The organism is Streptomyces sp. ID05-26A (assembly GCF_033794685.1).
Classification (GTDB): domain Bacteria; phylum Actinomycetota; class Actinomycetes; order Mycobacteriales; family Pseudonocardiaceae; genus Lentzea.
The window spans coordinates 1,799,546-1,822,013 of the sequence record NZ_JARAYZ010000002.1; the positions used below are offsets into that span (position 1 = coordinate 1,799,546).

General features: G+C 70.7%; 1 protein-coding gene (only partly in view). It reads left to right on the plus strand.

Going from position 1 to position 22,468, the window contains the following annotated elements; translation table 11 throughout:
* Positions 1-22,468 carry the 5' portion of a hypothetical protein gene (locus tag PV646_RS23920; RefSeq protein ID WP_500344411.1) on the plus strand. It continues 7,310 nt past the right edge of the window, so 22,468 of the gene's 29,778 nt are visible here — the first part of the coding sequence; its start codon is at positions 1-3; the stop codon falls past the right edge of the window.

Below are 22,468 nucleotides of genomic sequence, written 5' to 3' on the forward strand. Positions count from 1 at the left end.
ATGGCCAAGGGGAACGTCAACCCGAACCCGTCGTCGAACCCGGGAGGGAACCCTCCCCCCTCGGCGCCGCCCACGAGCGGAACGGGCGGTGGTGGCCCCACCGGCAACAGCGGTTACTCCATGAACGACTCCTCGATGCAGGGGTTGCAGAACAAGGCGGGTGACCTGGGGTCCCGGCTGACCGGCATCTCGTCCGGCCTGCGGGGCCTGAACTTCAGCGGCAACGCGCTCGGCCCGATCGGCCTGTTCGCGGTGCCGGCGCTCAACTCGTCCAACGAGAACGCGGTCTCCCAGGCCGACCGGGGCGCCAAGGCGTTCACGGACGTCCAGACGAACCTGAAGGCGACGCTCCAGACGTCGCAGCAGGTCGACCAGACCAACCAAACGAACATCAAGTCGATCGACCCGACCACGAACGCGAAGGACGTGCGTGGCGGCGGGCGGGACACGTCGGGCAACTTCACGCCGAACAGCCCGAACACCGGCCCTGCGCCCACCACCAAGGGCGGCAACAACAACGCGACGTCGGGCAACTTCACCCCCAACAGCCCGACCACCGGCCCAGCGCCGACGACCAAGGGCGGCGGCAGCAACGCCACCTCCGGCGTCAACACCCCGAACAGCCCGACCACCGGCCCGGCACCGACGACCAAGGGCGGCGGCAGCAACGCCACCTCCGGCGTCAACACTCCCGGCGGCCCGTCCGTCGGCGCCACGCCGAACATCAAGGGTGGCGGCAGCAACGTCACCTCCGGCGTGAACACCCCCAACAGCCCGACCACCGGCCCGGCACCGACGACCAAGGGCGGCGGCAGCAACGCGACGTCCGGTGTCAACACGCCCGGTGGCCCGTCCGTCGGCGCGACCCCCACCACCAAGGGCGGCGGCAGCAACGCGACGTCCGGTGTGAGGACTCCCGGCGGGCCGTCCGTCGGTGCGACGCCGACCACCAAGGGCCCCGCGCCCTACACGCCGACCGCGCCTGGTTACACCGGCCCCGGCAACGCGGGCGGCAAGGGCGGTGCCACCACGGGTGGCCCCAAGGCTCCCGCGGCCTACACCCCGACCGCACCCGGCTACACCGGGCCCGGCAACGCCGGCGGCAAGGGCGGAACCACCACGGGTGGCGCCAAGGGCCCCGTGCCCTTCACCCCGACCGCACCGGGCTACACCGGCCCCGGCAACGCCGGTGGCGCGACGCCTCCCGGTGGCAAGGGCACCGGCGGCACGACCTCCGGCGGCGGCAAGGGTCCGGCGCCCTTCACGCCGTCGGCGCCGGGTTACAAGGATCCCGGCACCTCCGGTGGCGCGGCGGGCACCAAGCCCGCCACGACCGCTCCCGGTCCGCAGAACGCCGTGACGTCACCTTCACGCGGCGGCGCGACGCCTCCCGGCATGGCACCCGGCATGGCCCCGCCGATGGGCGGCGCGACCCCCGGCGCGGCCGGCGGCGAACGCGGCGGCAGCAAGTTCAGCCCCGCCGGCGGGGGCGCGAAGGGCGTGTTCGACGCGCCCAAGGCGCCCACGCCCGACAGCACCATCAACAAGGCTCCCGGGACCTCGTCCTCGACCCCGCCCCCGGCGCCGAGGCCCAACGCCAACATCCCGTTGCCGCCGACCTCGACCCCCGGTTCGACTCCTGGCTCCACGCCCGGTTCGACGGCCGGCTCCACGCCTGGCGGTTCGACTCCCGGTAGCGCGTCGCCCGGCGGCGGTGCCAAGGCTCCCGCGGCCCCTGCGGCGTACACGCCGACGGCACCCGGTTACAAGGACCCCAGCAGCGCCCCCGGTTCGCAGAGCGCCGTCTCGACCCCGCCGCAGAGCGCGGGCCCGCGCGGCGGCGCCGCGGCCCCGAGCATGACGCCTCCCGCCTCGGCCGCACCCGGCATGGCCCCGCCGATGGCACCGGGCGGAGCCCCCGGCGCGACCGGCGGCGGCGAACGCGGCGGCAGCAAGTTCACCCCCGCCGGCGGCGGCGCGAAGGGCGTGTTCGACGCGCCCAAGGCACCGACGCCCGACAACACCATCACCAAGGCGCCGGGAACGTCGCCCTCGACGCCTCCTCCAGCGCCGAAGCCGACGCCGATGACCCCGCCTCCGTCCAGCACGCCGCCCGCAGCGTCCGCTCCCCCGGCGGCGAACCCGAACACCGCACCGCCCGCCCAGTCCAGGCCGGGCACGCCCCCGGCGTCCACGCCGCCGCCCGCAGCGAACGTGCCGCCCGCCCAGACGCGCCCGGCCCCCGTGGCACCTCCGGTGTCGCCGCCGGTGTCCTCGCCCGCACCGAACACGCCCAACACGAACGCGCCGTCGTCGCGCCCGGACACCACGCCGTCCGCGCAGCCGCCGCGCTCCGACGCGCCGCCCGCGCAGACGCGTCCCGCGCCGCCCGCGAACGTGCCTCCGGCCAACGCGCCCTCGACGAACGTCCCGCCGGTGAACGCACCCGCGGCCAATGTTCCGCCGAGCAACGCGCCGTCGACGAACACGCCGCCGGCCACCACCCCGCAGCCCAGGCAGGAGACGACGCCGTCGTCCCAGCCGCCCAGGGCCGACACGCCGCCTCCGGCACAGACGCGCCCGGCACCCGCCGCACCGCCGGTCAACACGCCGACCCCGGCACCCGCACCCAACCCCGCACCCGCGCCGAACGTCAACACGCCTCCGGCGAACGTCAACGCCCCGCCGGCAGCCACGCCCGCGCCGCGGCCCGACACGACGCCGGCCCCGCAGCCGCAGCCCAAGGCCGACACCCCGCCCCCGGCACAGACGCGCCCGGCACCCGCCGCACCGCCGGTCAACACGCCGACCCCGGCACCCGCACCCAACCCCGCGCCTGCGCCGAACCCGGCTCCCGCACCGAACGTGCCGCCACCGAACACGCAGTCGCCGAACACCAACACACCGCCGGCCAACGCGCCGTCGGTGAACACACCGCCGGCGAACGTGCCGAGCGCGCCGCCCGTCAACACGCCGAACCCGAACACCCCGCCGGCCAACACCCCGCCGCCGAACACGGCGATGCCGCCCGCCGGCGTGCCTTCGCCGCGTCCGGAGACGAACGTCCCGGCGCCGAACACCTCGCCGAACCCGAACCCGAACCCGGCCCCCGCGCCGAGGTCCGAGACCTCGGCTCCGCCCGTCCAGACGCCGAACCCGGCTCCGAACACCACCGTCCCCCCTGCGAACACGCCGTCGCCCAACACCGCGGCGAACGTCCCGCCGGCCAACCCGCAGACGCGGCCGGCGCCGCAGGTCGACGCGCCGGTCAACGGCCCCAACACCGACGCGCCGCCCGTCCAGACGCGGCCGTCGCCCCCGCCGCCCACCGGCGCTGCACCGAACCCGAACACCACGGCGAACCCGAACACGACGGCCAACCCCACCCCCGACCTGGTCGTGCTGCCGCCCGCGGCCGCCGGACCGAACCCCGGCCCCAACACGGACGCGGGCCGTTCTTCCGACTCGTCCACCGATGCCCAGCAGGACGCCACGACCTCCGATGCCGCTCCGACGGTGAACGACCTGCTGGCGGACGTCGACAATGTCGTCGTCGCGGTGGACAACGCGGCGGGGCTCGGCCACCAGGCAGCCGCGACGACGCTGGTGAAGGCGCTGCGCGACGGCGGCTATCAGGGCAACATCACCTTTGTCACTGATCCGGAGTCCGCGAAGAAGATGGACCTCCTGATCACGCCGGACCTGCATCCGGTCGAGGTCTCCAGCACGCCGAACCATCCCGCCGAGAGCAACACGTTGCTGCTGTCGGCAGGCGACGACTCACTCAACGCGCACGACACGGACACCGCCACCAACTACCTCAACAAGAACAACGTCAACGAAGCTCTGATCCTCAAGCCCTACGCCTGGGACAGCAGCAAGCGGCTTCTCATCAAGCGCGACGGCCCCGGCGGCGACGTCCAGATCATCGATCTGGACGCGCACATCAGCCCTGACGCCAGGTACGTCTACGACGTTCCGAAGATCACCGATCCGCAGGCACTGGCCACCCTCATCGACCAGGAGATGTCCGCCGCCCCCGCGAAGGCGGACGGCATCAAGAAGGTCGCCGACGCGGTGCTCAACGACAAGGCCGACATGATGCCGGTCTACGGCCTCGGGGCCGTCGACCTCGTGAACCGTCCCGGCGTGTCCAACCACCTCGCGACGGCTCTGCACTCCCTGGACCAGAAGCCCGCGATCATGATGGAGATCACTCCGTCGCCGGTCTGGTTCGTACCGGAGCTCAAGGCCGACTGGCTGAAGCGCGCGGACATCACCTCACCCGACCTCGATCAGCAGATCAACGACCTGAAGCAGGGCGACGTCCTGGTGGTGAACACCGGGTCCATGCCCCAGGCGGTGTTCCAGCAGGTCTTCCAGCTCGGCACCCTGCCCGCGATCAACGAGGGCGCGAACTCCACGAACCTCGCGCACCTCGTCGAACGGCCGAACATCTCCGTTCTCACCAACAAGACCCCTTATCCGAACGTCCCCGGCAGCGACGTCGCCACGTCGAACTTGAACAACGTGAGCGACGGTCTGCGAGCGGACACCGCGTGGCTCGAAGCCGCCAAGTACAACCCGGATGTGAAGCAGGCGGTCAACCTGACCTCCGCCGTTGAGACCTTCTCGGCGCTCAGGGACTACGTGGAGTCGCCGAACCGCGACCCCGACGAGGCAGCCAGCACTGTGTCCCAGGTTGCCTCCATGCTCGCGCCCGCGATCCCGGGCAAGGGCGCGGAGGTCACGAACATCCTTTCCGGACTCCCCGACGACGCGGTCAAGGAGATCAGCAGCGTCATCGACGGCAAGCCGCTGTCGCCGAAGTTCCTCGACGACTCCAACACGGTCGATCTCACCAAGGACCAGCTCGACCAGATCATCGGTCTGCTCGAGTCGCAGAAGCCCGACCTGCAGCAAAAGCTGTTCGACAACGCCCCGAGCAACACGCCGGGCGATCCGGTCGATCCCGAGGTTCCGGAGTCGGCTCGAAACGACGTCGCCCAGATCGCTGACCTGCTGAAGAACCTCTCGCAGAAGGACAGTCCCGAAAGCCAGTACTTCTCCCAGGTGTTCGAGGACGCTCGCGCACCGCAGAACAACCAGGTTCTCCAGGCACTGACCCTCCGGCTGGACCCGCCACAGCCGGCTCCCCCGGCACAGCCGGCGCCGTCCACCGAGGTGCCGAGCCAGTCGACGACGGTGGACTCGACACCACCGGCCGAGTCGGCCCCTGCTCCGATGGCTCCGCCCGCCGTCACGACCCCCGAGACCAACACCAGCACCAACACCGAGACCAACGCCGACAGCGACGCCGAGTCCGACGGACCCGACATCAGCGGCGGCCTCTTCGGCTCCGACACCGACAGCGACACCGAGTCCAACGGACCCGACATCAGCGGCGGCCTCTTCGGCACCGACACCGACACAGACACCGCCCCGCCGAACAACCCGGCCGACACCAACACCAACGCCGACACCAACGCCGACAGCGACGTCGAGTCCGACGGACCCGACATGACCGACGCTCTCTTCGACTTCGACACCGACACCAACACGGCCCCACCCGGCAACGCGACCGAGAGCGACAGCGACGTCGACGCCTTCGTGGACGCCCGGTCCACCCCCGGCACCCCCAGCAACGTCGACTCCGACACCGACTCCTTCTTCGACGCCCGGTCCAACCCCGACACCGACGCCACCACGGACGGCACCCGTGGCGCGCCCCCTGCGCCCGGCAACACCGACGTCAGGCCGAACACCGACACGAACAAGTCCGCGGACGCCGACGCCCCGTCGCGGAACACCGAGCAGACCACCGGCAACGGCCCGGCGCCGACCAGGGACGCACCGGCCACCCCGCCGCCCGCGGCCCCGCCGGCACCTCCCGCTCCCCCGGCACCGCCCGCACCGCAGTCGAACCTGAACCCCGATGGCACCCGCAAGGACGTGCCGAAGGTCGGTGCGCCGCCGGCCGCTACGCCGCCGACGGCCGAGTCCCACAAGGGCAAGGACGTCCTCACCGACGAGTCGTGGCGCCACGACCCCGCGAAGACCGCGGACTGGTCGAACCCGAGCAACCCGGCCGACCGCGGCACCTGGGCCGACCGCCGCAACGACACCGACGTCCGCACGGTCGACCAGGTCGTGCACGACGTCCGCACGGACAGCACGCCGTCGGACGTCAAGTCCTACCAGGGCCTCATCAACTACGACCTGCGCCGCATCGAGACGAGCCCCGGCAACTTCGTGCAGGAGTACACCGTCAAGGTGCACATCGACCCTGCCGCGAACATGACGCCCGAGCAGATCGCGCAGGTCAAGGAGAACGCCACCAACGGCGTCGACAACCTGCTGAACCAGGGCCACCGCCTGCCCAGCGGTGACCAGTTCCACCTGAACCTCGAGTTCACCGACAACAAGGCCGACGCGCACACCAGCGTCAAGATCGACCCGAACAACCCCAACCCGGACCAGACGCACTGGGGCGCCGACACGAGCCCCGAGGTCCTCGCGCACGAGACGTTGCACTACCTCGGAATTCCGGACGAGTACAAGGACTCGAGCCGCGTCTTCCAGCAGCACGACACGAACTCGGGTGTGCACCAGAACGACGGCGGCATGATGGGGTCCGACGTCCACCTGGACGACCCGGGCATCCGGCCGCGCCACCTGTGGCTGATCGAGCGCACCGCCAACAGCCAGGTGATGGTGCCCGACACCACGATCAACCCGGCCGGCCCGGCGACCGTGCCGCCGCCCGCGGACTGGACTCCCAAGCCCGCACCGGAAAGCGCACCGTCCACTCAGGACGTCAAGTCGGGCCCGGACGTCGGTCCCGACGTGCGGACGCGGCCGATGCCCACGGACACGCCCGGACTGCCCGGCAGCTTCGACTCCGACGTGGACGCCGACGTCCGGCCCAACAACCAGACGCACCTGCCGAACCTCGACAAGGTCGGCCTGGTCGAGTCGGTGCTGCGCGGCGCCGCGTTCCAGGGCGTGCAGGTGCCGAACTCGTCGCCACTGGTCGGCATCAGCGACGTCCAGTCCACTGTGGACAACGTCCGCACCGACGTTCAGCAGAACCCGCAGAACCACAACCACCCCGGACTGAACCCGCCCGCGCTGTCGAACTGGGTCGCGAGCCAGGTCTCCCCCGACTCGCTCGCGAAGTTCCACCCGGACCTGGAACCGAACACGCCCGGCCTCTCCGCCGACGCCAAGGTCGAGCAGTGGCGGGCGAACGTCGCGAACGACCTCGCGAACGGGTCGGGCAGGCGCTGGGACGTCGTGAACGCCGGCCTGAACACCGACGGCATGAAGCCCGGTGACGTGGACATGATCAACCACGTCACGCAGGAGGTGAAGACGAACGGCGCGCTGCCGTCGTCGGCCGACCTCGTGGACCACGCCCTGCAGACGCCGTCGTGGGCCGACTCCCACGTCGGTTCGCACCTGCCCGACTCGATCGCGCAGTCGCTCGGCGTCCAGGTCGTCGTCGACAACAACGGCGTGCAGACCGTCCACGGCCCGGACGGTGCGCCGCAGGTGCAGATCAACTCGCAGAACGGCACGTTCGGCGCTCTCGGCGGCCCGACGCCGCAGGAGGTCCGCGCCGGCATGGAGGCCTGGCTCGGCGGCAAGTCCTCCGCCGAGGTCAACCAGACCGTCGGCGACCTCTACAAGGGCCGCCAGGACGAGGGTCTCTACACCGCGGCGCAGAACACCCAGCTGGTCAAGCGCGCGGCGGCGCACCCCGGCGGGCCGCAGGTCTTCATGAACGACCTGATGCAGCGGTCGGCGGACCTGCAGAGCCGGATCGACGAGGCGAAGTCCCAGGGCTCCCGCAAGCCCGAGATGATGCAGTCGCCGAAGGAGCTCGCGCAGACGGCGGCCATCAAGGAGCAGGTCGCGACGCTCACCGACCTGCTGAACAACACCAACAACCAGATCAACACCCTGAACGCCGAGGGCCCCAGGGTGGGTGTCACGCACATCATCGACACCCAGGTCGCGGGTCCGAACGCGGACGGCCTCGCCGACATCCCGAAGGAGATGCTCCCCCAGCTCGACGCCCACCTGACCCAGCAGATCGCGGCGGCGGAGAACGCCGGGTTCGACGCCCAGAACCTCAAGGACCTGCAGCAGCGGGTGCAGAACGAGGCGGACGTGCGCACGGTGCTCGGCCATGCCTCGACGCGCGGTCTGGACGGGTTGACCACCCAGGTCGAGGACCTGACGGTCGCGCTGGAGAACACCCGCGCCGGCAAGGCGGCGAACACCGGTCTGACCGGCGCCTGGAACTACGTGTTCGGAGGCGGGGTCGACACGTCGACCGACTTCGACCAGAAGATCGCCGAGATCGAGGGCCTGAAGAACCAGGCGGAGCGCAACCTGTCGTTCGTCGGCAACCCCGACTACGCCAACCGCTTCGACAAAGCCGCTGACGCGCACGCGAACATCGTGTCCGTTCAGGAGCGGATCGCGAAGATGAACGCGGACACCGAGGCGCGCGCGGAACGCCTGCGTGACCTCGACGCCCGGACCCGGGAGTTCAACAACCGCCAGTTCGAGCTGCAGTTGGAGCAGATCCGCCAGGAGAGGGCGAACGAGGCCGCCGTCAACGGCCCCGATTCCGACGTGAGGTCGGACGTCGACTCGCAGTCGGACGCGCAGTCCGACCTGGACGCGCAGTCCGATGTGGACACGCGGGCGGACGACCGAGGGCTGAACCCGCGGCAGGAGTTCGCGGCGTTCAGGGCCGAGCTCTTCGGCAAAACCCCCGCCGAGCTCTCCGACCTCAAGGCGCAGCACCGCAACGACCCGTTCCACCTGCAAGAGATCGACCAGATGTCCCGCAACCTGGAGATCGCGCAGAAGCCCGGTGGCATCCAGCAGCACCTGAGCGACCTCCAGAACGAGATCAACACCTCGCACGGCAAGGCGAAGGACCTGAGCCACTTCGCCGACTCGCTTCCGGACATGTTCAAGTCCGAGCTGCAGCGCACGGACCAGGCCCAGCGCGAAGCGGAGGTGCAGAACCTCAAGCAGCACCAGCAGCAGCTCTCCAACGAGCTGCTCACGCTGCAGTACGACCGCAAGGACGCGCTCACGACGTACGCGCTGAGCCTGCCCGCAGACCTGAACGCCCCCGGCTGGCAGTCGGTGACGCCCCAGGACGTGGAGGTCCTCCAGGACCACGTCACGGACCTCATCCACGACGCGCGGATCGGCGGCCGGCCGACCCCGGAGCTCGACCAGCTCTACGGCCGGCTTCAGGACCTCGCGCTCACCGACGCGGCGGTGCCCTACCGCCCGGAGACTCCTCCGGCCGACGTGGACGACGCCTCGTCGGTCCGCTCGGACGACGACGCACCTGTCCAGCCGGGCGACAACGCGCCGGTCCAGCCGGGCGACAACGCGCCGGTCCAGCCGGGCGACAACGCGCCGGTCCAGCCGCGCGACAACAACGCACCGCCTGCCGGCGACGTCCGGGACCGCGGGGCCGACGGGAACCAGCAGGCCCAGCCCGCACCCGAACCGCGCCCGTTCATGCAGGACCCGGCGGCGCGGCCCGCGAACCCGGACGTGGACCTCGTGGTCCCCGGTGGCTTCGGCCCCGTCCAGGAGGGCACCTCACCGCGTTCGTTCGCGGCATCGCTGTACGGCCTGGACTCGGCGGCGCTGCGCGACATGCAGCAGAACCCGGCGTACGCCAACAACCCCGACCGCGCGGCCGCGATCCAGAACGCTCTCGACATCTCCCGCAACGCCGGTCCGCCGAACATCTACGACCAGCGGACGCAGATCGCCGAGCAGGGTCTCGCGAAGGCCAAGGCCGACAGCACCCGGTGGAACGCCGCCGACATGGTGCCGGACGCCCTCAAGACCCAGTCGATGCTGGACGACCAGGCGGCCCGCCGGGAGCGGGCCGGCCGCGACGTCCAGTGGCGGCAGAACCAGGTCGACCAGCTCACGGCCAACCGCGACGCGTCGCTCACCGCCCACGCGTCGACGCTGCCGGCCGACCCGAACGCACCGGGCTGGCGCCAGTTCGGTGACGCCGACATCGCGGCCGTGCAGGCGCACCTCGACCAGCAGATCCAGGACGCACGGGACGGCGGGCACAACACCAGCCACCTGGAAGCACTGCGGGACTTCACCCAGGAGGTCCAGGAGGCGCGGCAGGACGCGGACACGCGTCCCGCGCCGCCCGCTCCCACGACCGACACGCGGTCGGCCCCCGAGTCGGACGCCGACGTCGAGACCCGTCCGGCGCCGCCGAAGCCGAGCCCGGTCGTCCAGATGACCACCCTGGCACCGCAGCCGGTCGGCCAGGTCCCGGACACGAACCTGCCGAGCTTCTTCCAGGAGAACAAGGCGCTGGGGTCGATCACCCCGACGGACGTGCGCGGCGCGGACGCGGTCGTGGCCGACATCAACGGCCTGAAGTCCGGCGACCAGGCGCGCATCAAGGACGCGATCGAGAACGACTTCGAGACGTTCCTCGGTGGCGGCCGCAACTTCCAGGTGCAGATCAACGGCAAGTGGTTCGAGGCGAACGTCCGCGCGGAGATGCACGCGGACGCCACCACGAACGTCCAGGCCGACGCCGACACCAAGGTGGACAAGAACTACCAGGCCGCCGCGTCCACCGGCACCACCAACACCATCTCCACGTCCAACGACGTCGGCGGTTCGGTGACGGCCGGTACCGCGGCGGGCCCGTACGGCTCGCTGGGCGGCAAGGCGGCGCTCGCGACGCCCGCGGTCTCGCAGTCCACCAGCAACTCGGTCACCGAACAGCGGGCGATCAAGGGCTCCGACGACGGCTCGAAGAAGGTCACCGTCCCGGTCTCCTACGAGATCACGCTGAAGGACGCGAGCGGCAACGTGAAGCCGTCGTCCACTGTGGACACGGGCACGAACGTCACGCTGCAGGTCCCGGCGGACCTCAGCACGATCGTCGACTCCGGCAAGTCCTCGGCCAAGGTCACGCCGGCCGACGCCCAGTGGGGCACCAAGGTCGAGAACGCCGTGCCCGAGGCGGTGTCGGTCAAGGACTCCGGCAAGGCGTTCAACGAGGTCGCCGCGAAGCTGCACCCGTCGATCACGAAGGTCGGCTCACCCGGCCGCGAGGCGCTGCAGAACTTCCTGAGCCCCACCTCGATCCGCAACAACCTGCCCGCCATGCTCGGCGGCTTCGTCACCTCCCCCGACCTGGTCAGCCCGCACGCGAGCAAGGGCGGCGCGGTGCAGATGACCGCGACGCTCAAGGACGTGAAGCTGGTCGGCACGCACGACAGCGCGGCGCTGGACCTGAAGGACACCTCCGCCTGGGGCAGCAGTGTGTCCGCGTCCACCAAGACCGGGTTCGACGTGACGGCGGGTGTCGGTGCCAACATCGGCGTCCCCGGTCAGGTCGGCGGCACGGTCGGCGCCACCGGCAGCTACTCCGCGCGCACCGCCGAGGGCGTGAACGCGGGGTCGAGCAGCAGCCACAAGACCGGCATCGGCGTGAAGGCCGAGACCGGCATGTACGAGGTCACGGCCGAGGTCGAGGTCCGCACGCCCTCCGGTGAGAGCGTGAAGATGGAGGTCACGACCCACATGCGCATGGGCCTCAACGAGGCCGGTGCGGTGGGTCTGCCGACCCCGGACGGCACCAGGAACACCACGACCGACCCGGCCACGGCGGACACGAAGTTCCTGCCGCCGTTCGTCGCCGACACGCTCGCCGCGGGCAACGCCAAGGTCGGCGAGTTCACCCCGGCCGCGAAGGTGCAGGGCCAGGTCGAGGCCAAGCTGAAGGAGCTGCCCGGCTTCGAGAAGTTCCTGCCGAACTGGAACAACCCGGACGCCCAGCCGCGCAAGGGCCAGAGCTACTCGAACGTCGCCGAGCAGCTCGCGAACCAGCGCAAGATCACGGCGAACCTCTCCCCCGCCGCGCTCAAGGCCAACATGGACAGCCTGCTCGGCCCTGGCGTCTCGGTGCAGCTGAAGAACACCGGCACGACGACGAACACCTACGTGAACGTCACGGTCAAGGCCAAGATCAGCAACCCGAAGCACCTCGGCCAGGCCGACTCGCACGCCGTCAGCGACTCGACGACGACCGGCCCGAAGCTCGACGCGAACTCCAGCACCACCAAGGGCTGGACCGGCGGCGTGCAGGGCAGGGTGAACATCCCCGTCAAGACGGGCGTCGCCTCGCTCACCCCGATGCCGCAGGCCGGTGTGTCCTACAGCCACTCGTGGACGGACAAGACCACGGCGGGCCCGGCGGTCAGCGCCACCCAGTCGCAGTCCGGCAGCCCGGACTCGCAGGTGTTCTCGAACGACGTGGAGTTCGAGGTCGAGATCACGACCTTCACGCGGCCGCGGACCTGGGTGCGCACGGTCGTCCCCGGAGCGCCCGGATTCCAGTCGCCCGAGGTGACCACGGTCGCCAAGACCGGCGCGGGCCTCGACAAGATCGACGGCAACGTCAACCTGTGGGTGTCCGACGGCGCGACGCTCAAGAACGACCCGGGCGACGGCTTCAAGCCGGGTGACCCGCAGGCGACGACGATCGACGACTCGCCGACGGTCAAGGACCTGCTGAACCCGAAGGACGCCCGGCCGAAGTCGCCGGAGTTCCTCAACGTCGAGGCCGTCGCGAACACCACCGCGTTGCGCGACCAGGCGATCGACGCCCTGAACCGCGCGGCGAAGGGCGACTCGGCGCTGACGGTGCCGGGCACGGCGTCGCGCGCCCAGATCGACAAGATGTTCTCCCCGGAGAACATCAAGGCGAACCTGCAGCGGCTCATCGAGACCGGTGTGCAGGAGCAGGGTCTCAAGTACGACCGGCGCGTCACCGACCGCTCCGGCGCCATCGGCATGTCCGTGAAGCTGGGCGAGGCGAAGCTGGTGTCCATTTCGGACACCACCGGCACCGACAACTCGGTCAGCGGCGGGTACAAGGCCGGTGAGTCGTCCACGACCAGCCGGTCCGTCGACCTGACCGCCGGCATCAACGTGCCGGTGCGCCCGAACGTCACCCCGCCGCCCGCGGGCACGCCGTCGAACCCGAGCGGGTCCGGCGGTGTCGCCGCGACCGCGAAGTTCACGCCGTGGTCGGACAACAAGACCCAGTCGAACGAGGTCGGCGGCAACGTCGACCGCGGCAGGACGACGCCCGGCGAGGCGCGGACCGTGCTGGTCCAGATCGACGCCGAGTTCACCATCGTCGGCGAGAGCCGCGCCGGGAACTTCCTGCACGGCGGCACGCCGAACGCCGAGGGCGTCACGGTGAACATGCCGAAGTCGGTGTTCGTGCGGGTGTCCGAGGACGTCGCGCGCGAACTGGGCGTGTTGCCCGAGGTCGAGTCGAGCGTGCAGAAGCCGGACCTCCCGAAGATGGCGCCGCCGGCGACGGTCGCGCCGAACGAACCGGGCGCGCTCGGTCTGTCCAACGTGGAATCCGTTCCGGACCTCTCCGCCGCGGTCAACCAGCTCACGACCGAACTGTCCACGAAGACCAAGAAGTTCGGCAGCGACCCGCTGATCCCGGACTCGGTCCTCAAGGACTCGATGAGCAACCTGCAGCGCATCGTCGACCTGAACTCGCCGGCGAGCGTCAAGGCGATGATCGACAGCGCGATGGACGGCGGCGTGCCGCTGCTCGTGCACCAGCCCGGCACGTTCGGCAAGGACAGCTACCAGGTCACGTTGCGGGCCAAGACGGGTGAGCCGAAGTTCGAGGGCGTCGTCAACGACGGCGTCGACATGTCGCACAACAGCGGTGGCTCCCGCAAGGACAGCGCCGGCTCGGGCCGGGGCACCGGCTGGGGCGCCGGTCTGCGCGCACCGGGCCTGGCGTCGCCGGGCAGCGCGAACCCGAACGTCTCGGGCACCGCGGGTGTCGCGGTCGGCGTGAACATCGGTGGCAGCACCGGCAGTTCGGTCACGACCTCCACCACCGAGGCGTTCAGCAACTCCCGCACGGCGAGCGGCCCGGCGGCGCAGTACACCGTGCCGGTCGAGTTCGAGCTCGTCGTGGAGAAGGGCTCCAAGGAGATCGCGCGGGCCGAGAGCGGCCCGCAGGAGATGAAGGTCCGCACGCACGCGGACAACCAGAAGGTCTCCCAGCCGACCACCGGTCACGGGAACCCGCAGCCGTACATGTCCGCGGCGAGCAAGCGCGGCAGCGCCTTCGGCAGTCCCGAGGCGACGACGGCGTTCCAGGCCGACAGCCGTGCCTCGAAGCTGCCGCCGACCGCGTCGGTGGAGAACCTGCGCGGCGCCGGGGACCTGCGGGACGCCGCCGTGAAGGCGATGAACGAGGCCGGCGCGGGCAAGGGCCTGACCGGCAAGGGAACGGGCTCGCTCAACGCCCTGTTCTCCACGCTCAGCCCGGAGAACCTGCAGCCGCACCTGCCGTCGATGCTGTCCGGTCCGCTCGACGTGCCCGGGCTGAAGGAGATGGCGCTGACGTTCGGCCAGGACGCCGACGTCAAGGTCTACGCGAAGCTGGTGAACCCGCAGCTCGGTTCGCTCAGCGACGACGTCAAGATCGAGACCCCGCTGGTCACCAAGACGACCGAGACCTCCAGCGAGGCCAAGGTGTCCGAGACCGCCGACGTGTCGGTCGGTCTCGCGCAGGGCAGCGCCGCGATCAAGCAAGGCGCCCCGTCCGACACCGTCAACGTCGGCACCGGTGGCGTCGAGGCCCGGCACGCGGGTGAGGACTCCTCCGCGGTGTCCGGCGGCCCGTCGCAGGCCCAGGGCGGCAGCGTCAAGCCCAAGGACACCTCCCGCACCGGCCTGGTGCAGTTCGACGTCGAGTACCGCGTGGTGGCGACGATCGGCGGCAAGACCGGTGTCGTCGACCTGACGGTGCCCGGCTCGGCCGGCGTGCGCATGCCCGCCGCCGAGGTCGAGACCGTGCTGAACCACCAGCTCAGCGACTCGCTCAAGGACGCCCAGACCGACGTCAAGAAGGCGGCCGACGACTGGCGGACCGCCGAGAAGGACGTCGAGAAGGCCCGTCACGACACCCAGGACGCCATCAACGAGGCCGCGGCCGTGCTGGCGCGGACCGACCAGCCGCTCGCCGCGGCGTCGGCGAAGGCGACCGCGGCGATCGACACGCACCGCGCCGCCGTCGACGGCGTCACACCGCTGCAGACGCAGTTCGACAGCACGATCAGGGACGCGGCGCAGACCCGCGCCACGATCCAGGACCTCAACGCCCAGGTCGTCTCGCTGAGCCAAGATGCGCAGGTGGCCGACAACGCGGTCGCCGACGCGCGGGACAACGGCGCGACCGAGGCCGAGATCGACCAGCTCTCGCAGGAAGCCGACGCGGCACACAACGCGTTGGCCGACGCACAGCAGCAGGTCGCCGACGCACGTGCCGAGTTCGACGTCCAGCGGCAGGCAGCCGCCGACGCCCGCACGCCTCTCCAGGCGCAGCAGCAGGTCGCCGCCGAGGCCGACGCCGCCCGCGCCGCGGCTGTGGAAGCGCGGCAGAAGATCGTGGATGAGCGGTCCGCCGCCGAGAAGGCGATCACGGACGGGCAGACCAGGCTCGACAACGCCCGGCGCGACGCGGACACCAAGCAGCAGCAGTGGTGGGACGCCAAGGCCAAGGTGGACAACGAGGTCGACTCGTTCAACGCCGCGCCGAACACCCCTCCGCCGGCGCCGCCCGCGAACGGCACGACCACCGGCACGACCACTGGCACGACCACTGACACGTCGGCGGACACGACCACCACACCGGAGGCGAGCCAGAAGCCGCCGGTCTCCTCGCCGCCGCAGGACTCCTCGGTGGCGGAGTCGAGCAGGAGCGGTGCCGAGGCGGGCTCGTCGCGTCCCGCTCCCGGGAACACCGACGCGCAGCCGAAGAAGGTCCGCGCGGGCGGTGCGCCGCCCGCGATGACCCCGCCGACCCCGGAATCGCACCGGGGCAAGGACGTCATCACCGACGAGTCGTGGCGGCACGACCCGGCGAAGACCGCCGACTGGTTCGCGCCGGCCAAGCCCGCGGACCCCAGCACGTGGGCCGGCCGCAGGGCGGACGCGAACGTCCGGACCGTCGACGTCGTCGTGCACGACGTCCGCACCGACAGCACGCCGTCGAAGCTGAAGTCCTACAAGGGACTCATCAACTACGACCTGCGCCGCATCGAGACGTCCCCCGGCAACTTCGTGCAGGAGTACACCGTCAAGGTGCACGTCGATCCTGCCGCGAACGTCCACCCGGAGATCGTCGCCGAGGTCAAGCAGAACGCCGCCGACGGCGTGAACACCCTGCTGAACCAGGGATACCGGCTGCCCAGCGGTGACCAGTTCCACCTGAACCTGGAGTTCGTCGACAACAAGGCCGACGCGCACACCAGCATCAAGGTCGACCCGAAGAACCCGAACGTCGACCAGACGCACTGGAACCCGAGCACCAGTCCCGAGGTCCTCGCCCACGAGACCCTGCACTACCTGGGCATCCCGGACGAGTACAGCGACAAGTCGCGCGTGTTCCAGCAGCACGACACGAACTCGGGCGTGCACAAGGACGACGGCGGCATGATGGGCGCCGACGTCCACGGCAAGGACCCCGGACTGCGTCCGCGGCACCTGTGGCTCGTCGAACGCACCGCCCAGAGCCAGGTCATGGTGCCCGACACCAGGCTGGACACCCCCGGCCCGGCCACGGTCGAGCCGCCCGCGCGTCCGTCGTCGCCCACGCCGTCCGACGTCGACACGCGGCCGATGCCGAAGCGTGAACTCTCCCCCGAGAGCCGCGCCGCCGCCGACAACCGGACCACCAAGAGGCAGCCGGGCGCCGACAACTGGACCAACGAGGCGGGCCCGAGCAACACCGGCGTCCCGATGGAGGTCGACTCCCAGCCCGGCACCGACGCCGCCCTCGACGACCTGGCCACGGCGTTCAACGGCCTGTCGCTGGACAACGTCGTGTACAACGACGCGTTCGGGAACCTCGCGATCGACGGGTTCGACCTGCCCACCAAGAACAACTACCTCGCGAAGCTCAAGCAGAGCGTCGACGAGGGCAGGCGGCCGTCGTTCGTGGTCAACATGATCGTCGGCCACGGCAAGCTGAACGACCCGGCCGCCGACGTCGGCAAGGTCATCGACGCGATCGTCGCCGACGCCGGTCCGCTGGCCGACGACATGGTGTTCGTGATCGGTGTGAACGGCCCCAACGGTTCCGAGGCGAACATCAACGCCGAGATCGAGCGGGCACAGGCCGACATCGAGAACCGGCCGGAGCCGATCGCCCTCGTCCCGCTCGAGACGTTCAAGGCGTCGGACGGCTTCCCGTTCGGCCGCATGCGCAACGGCACGATGCACAGCCCTGCCACGACGTTCGCCATCGGCGCGATGAACGGCAAGGGCACGCACCCGTACATCTCGTTCCAGGACTTCGACACCGGTTCCCGTCAGGTGACCGGCGACCAGACGGGCATCTTCACCCACGTCACCGAGTCGCTGAACTCGGAGACCGGGCCGATCCGCCCGCTGCTGTACTCGGGCGGCTACCGCGTCGGTGACCCGGCGAAGCTCGTCGCCGACACCAGGGCGCGGATCAAGGACGAGCGGGCCGCGATCAAGAAGGACGACTCCCTCTCCCAGGTCAAGAAGAAGGAGAAGCTCGACGAGCTCGTGCACGTCGAGGCCTACCTCGACAAGCCGGACTTCGCCGCGAGGTTCCAGCAGGCCATCAGCGACGACATGGACTCGCGGACCCGCCAGAAGGACTCGGCGCCCCTGCTGCCCTACTCCCCCGAGCCCAACCTGTTCATGGACGCGGCCGTGGTCGTCGTCGACCCGGACGTGAAGTTCAGCGACGGCGGCAACGAGTTCGGCGACCTCAGCGAGTCCATCAACGCCTTCGCCGGCAAGGAACTGGTCGACCTCCACCAGAACGAACTGGACGCGCCCCCGACCCCCAGCGAGGCGCTCGCCGACGCCAAGGCCCGGACGGAAGCGGACATCGAGGCGGAGGGCCGCGCCCCGACCGACAGCGAGACCCTGTTCCTGCAGGAACTCCAGCGCGGGATCGAGCAGGCCGACGCGAAGGCCGCCCAGCTCACGTCCGAGGTCGAGGCGGCCTACAAGGCCAAGTACCCGGACGTGTCCCAGGCCCAGATCACCGCCGCCGCCACCAAGGTGGTCGACGGTTCGATCAGGAACGACGCCAGGCAGTCGGCGATCAACGTCAACCTGCAGACCAACAGCAACCCCTACCGCGGTGAGAACTTCACCAGCGACTTCGTGAACGGCGCCGTCGGCACGGACCTGTCCCGCCTCGCGCTCGACTTCGCGAAGTCCGGCGGCAAGAAGTTCCCGCAGTCGCACGTCGCGCTCACCTCGGTGACGAGCCGGATGTACGGCGGCCTCCCGGACGCGGACGGCAACATCGCCCACACCGCCGACAGGGCGGCCAAGGCCGACGTGTCCGGCGCGACGATCCGCGACGAGTTCGGTGACAAGAAGCCCAGGAAGAAGGGCGGCCCGCCGAACCCGAACAACAAGCCCCACGCCCAGCGCGAGGCACAGCAACTCATCGAGCACGAGTACGGCCGTGACTCGGAGACCGGCGCCCGCACCCACGAGCAGACCGGTGGCTGGACCCCGTCGAAGGTCGACGCGCTGCACCTCGGCTGGGAGGACAAGAACTCCCTGAGCGGCGCGGTCTCCGCACCGGTGCCCGGTTACGGCCACGTGGGCATCGACCCGCAGGTCGACCCCACCACCAAGTACCCGGAGCCGCCGGCGAAGCCCGTCAAGGAGAAGGCCGCGAAGGCCGAGGGCAGTGGCAAGGAGAAGGCACCGGCCAAGAAGCCCAAGACCGAGGCCGACCTCCCGCACATCGTCACCGGCACCAAGCAGCAGAAGATGGCCGCGATGCTCAACCTGGCCATGTCGGCCAACACGAGCACGGTGACCCGCACGTTCGCCACCCTCGAGCACGGCGTCCTGCCGCTCGCCGACCCGCCCCGCGCCGACGGCCTGTTCGCAGCCGCGCAGCAGGCGCTGCAGAACCAGACGGCCCCGCCGGCGACCCAGGGCGGGAAGAAGGGCAAGGGCAAGGCCGCTCCCGACCCCAGGACCGCGGCGGAACTGCGCGTCGCGGCGATCCAGAAGGGCTCGATGGCCACGGCCTCGGCCAACAAGGAGATCGCGAACTTCCGCCAGGAGCACCGCCTCGAGAACGGTCACCTGGTCAACGCGCTCGTCGAGCCGCGCCCGACGTCCCTGAAGCCGAACTTCCGCCCCGGCACCGGCGGCGTCGTCATCAACCCCGACCTCGACGTCGACGTCAGTGCCGGCGCCGGCATCGATCCCACCCACGCCAGGGAGAACGCGGCCGAGAAGAAGGCCGACAACGCCAAGGCGGCCAAGGCGGAGGAACTCGCCGCCAGGCTGCTCGCCACCGAGCTCGGCAGGCCCATCAAGGTCTACGGACCGGACGGCCCGCAGGTCCACGAGCCCTTCTTCGAGCCCCGTCCGGAGATCACCTCCAAGTCGTCCCAGAAGGAGCGCGACGCGGAGGCGGCCTGGACGAAGCCGGACAACTGGCTCCCCGAACTGGTGCTCGACGCGCACCCGCAGCCCAACGGCCGCAGCACGTTCACGCAGCACGACCCGGCGAACCCGCCGAGGCCGCTCGACGACACGACCGACGGCGACGCCGACATGGACGTCGACGAGGAGTCGACCCGTCCGGCACCGCCCGCTCCCCCCGCACCTCCCGCTCCCCCGGTGACCACGCGGGAGACGTCCACTCAGGACGGTCCGGCGTGGACGGAGCCGGAGTCCGACGTGCAGACGCGCCCGGCGCCGCCCGCGCCGACGCCGAACCCGGTCATCCCGATGACCGTGCTCGCCCCGCAGCCGGTCGGCCAGGTCATGCCGGGCACGCAGGCACTGCCGGGCTTCTTCCAGGACAACAAGGCGCTGGGCACGATCGCGCCGACCGACGTGCGTGGCGCCGAGAACGTCACGAACGCGATCGACAACCTCAAGCCCGCCGACGCCGCCCGCATCCAGCAGGCGATCACCGGCGACTTCGAGTCGTTCCTGGACAAGGGCCGCAACTTCCAGGTCAAGATCGGCAACACCTGGTACGAGGCGAACATCCGCGCCACCATGCAGGCGCAGACCGAGACCGCCCCCGTGGACGCTCCCGGCGTCAAGGTCGACGCGACCGCGCAGTCGGGCAACACGTCCTCGGCGACGCACACGGTGGCCACGGCCAACGACGTGGGTGCCGCGGCCTCGGCCAGCGCCGGGCTCGGCCCGTACGGGTCCCTCGGCGGCAAGGTGCAGCTCGCCACGCCGGCGCAGTCGCAGGGCATGTCGGCGTCGCTCACCGACCAGCGGATCATCCGCGCGGGCGAGGGGTCGACGCAGGCCACCGTCAAGGTGTCCTACGACATCACGCTCACCAACCCGAGCGGCGGGCTCAGGCCCGTCGCCACGGTCGACACCGGCACCGACGTCACGCTGCAGATCCCGAACGACCTGGCCAAGATCACGAACTCGGGCAACACGTCCGCAGCGGTCACCCCGCCGGACGCGAACTGGGGCACCAGGCTCGAACACCCCGCGCCCGAGGCGGTCTCGGTCGACAACCCCGCGAAGGCGTTCAACGACGTCGCGCGCCAGCTCCACCCGTCGATCGTCAAGGTCGGGTCGCCCGGCCGTGAGGCGCTGCAGAACTTCCTGAGCCCCACCGAGATCCGCAACAACCTCGGCGCGATGCTCGGCGGCGCCTTCGTGACGTCACCGGACCTCACCAGCCCGCACCGGAGCAAGGGCGCCGCGGTGAAGATGGGCGCGACGCTGAAGTCCGCGGAGCTCGTCGGCACGCTCGACACCGGTCAGCTCCGCCTGCACGAGACCTCGGCGCACAGCAGCGGTGTGTCCTCGACGACCAAGTCCGGTGGCGACGTCACGGCCGGTCTCGGGTTCAACTCCGGCCTGCCGAACGTGGTGGGCGGTCAGGCCGGTGCCACGCTCGGCTACTCCGCGCGCACCGCGGAGAACGTCAACGCGGGCATCAACACCGCGCACAAGAGCGGCATCCAGCTCAAGGGCGACACCGGTCTGTACAAGGTGACCGCCGAGGTCGAGGTCCACACCCCCAGCGGCACCGTCACGATCCCCGTCACGACGTACATGCGCGTCGGTCTGCCCGAAGCCGCCCACGCGGGGCTGCCGACGCCGGACGGCACGCGCCAGTCGATCGTCGACGACTCCAACAAGGGCAAGAAGTTCCCGCCGCCCTACATGAGCGACGCGATCGCCGCGGGCAACGCCAAGGTCGGCGAGTTCGCGGTCGCCTCGGAGGTCCAGACCCAGGTCGAGGGCGCGCTGAGGGAGATCCCGGGCCTCGGCAAGTTCCTGCCGAGCTGGAACGTCGAGGGCTCGAACCCGCGCAGCAGCAAGGGCAAGGGCTTCGCCGACGTCGCCGAGCAGCTCGCGAACCAGCGCAGGCTGACCTCGCAGCTGTCGCCGGCGGCGTTGCGGACCAACATGGACAGCCTCATGGGTCCCGGCGTCCAGGTGCAGCTCAAGCACAGCGGCACGTCCACCAACACCTACGTCAACGTCACGGTCAAGGCCAAGGTCAGCGATCCGAAGCACCTCGGGCAGGCCGACGCGCGCAACGTCCGTGACGCGTCGTCGACCGGTCCGAAGCTCGACAGCTCGTCCAGCACCACCAAGGGCTGGAGCGGCGGCGTCGAGGGCAAGGTCGTCATCCCGGGCGAGACCAAGATCGCCAAGCTGTCCCCGGCGCCGCAACTGGGCGCCAAGTACAACCACTCGTGGACGGACAAGACCACCGCCGGGCCGACGGTCAACAGCACGTCGCTCAGCGTCGGCAGCCCGAACGCACAGGTGTTCCGCGGTGACGTCGAGTTCGACGTCGAGATCACCACGTTCACCCGGCCCCGCGCCTGGGTGCGGCGGATCGTGCCCGGCGCTCCCGGCTTCCACGCGCCGGAGCAGACCACGGTCGCCAAGACCGGCGACGGCGGGCTCACCCCGCTCAAGGGCGAGGTCAACCTCTGGGTGTCGGACAGCTCCACTTTGGACGCTGACCCCGGCAAGGGCTTCGAGCCGGGCAAGCCGGAGCACCGGACGCTCAAGGACGCGCCGAGCGTCAAGGAGCTGCTGAGCACCAGGCCGAAGGAGAAGGCGCCGGAGATCCTGCACGTGGAGGCCGTCGCGAACACGACGGCGCTGCGCGACCAGGCGATCAAGGCGCTCGACCGGGCGGCCGGCGGTGACTCCGCGCTGACCGTGCCGGGCACCGCCTCCCGTGCCCAGATCGACAAGATGTTCTCCCCGGAGAACATCAAGGCGAACCTGCAGACGCTGGCCACCACCGGCGTGCAGGAGCAGGGCCTCAAGTACGACCGCCGCTTCACCGACCGCACGGGTG